Origin of the sequence: Staphylococcus pasteuri, assembly GCF_030547725.1 — a bacterium.
In the GTDB taxonomy this organism is placed as follows: domain Bacteria; phylum Bacillota; class Bacilli; order Staphylococcales; family Staphylococcaceae; genus Staphylococcus; species Staphylococcus pasteuri.
In genome coordinates this window covers 1-371 of the sequence record NZ_JAUOQO010000073.1, presented here as the reverse complement: position 1 = coordinate 371, position 371 = coordinate 1, and the positions used below count along the sequence as shown (strand labels likewise).

1 protein-coding gene is annotated in these 371 nt (G+C 36.1%); it reads left to right on the top strand.

Translation table 11 applies throughout. From position 1 onward, the window contains the following. Positions 1-371: hypothetical protein (locus Q4528_RS12845; RefSeq protein WP_303521865.1), on the top strand; the 371-nt coding region annotated here is incomplete at both ends.

Here is a 371-nt window from a genome sequence, read left to right as displayed (position 1 = left end):
CCGCTATTTTAGTAGTTTACGGATGGGAAACGATATACGAAAATGCACAAAAGATAGCATCAAGAAATGAACTTTTTTCAAGAAAAACCGCGCTGATAGTAGAAATACAGTCTTTAGCTATATCTTCAATAGAATTTTGGGAGACAGAGCATGACTATTCTGATAAGAATAAATGCTTACTCAAAAGCTCTATCTTTACATACAAAGCCGAGTCAATTAACAAAAGATTGAAACGCTTGAAAAGCTTTGGGCTAGAAGCCGACCTTAGCAATGAAATGCGGATGTTCAGGAAAAATATAACTCTAGATGCTGAAAGAGCATTCGATATCAGCTCAGAGGCTAAACGTGAAAAAATATCCTGCATATTCAGC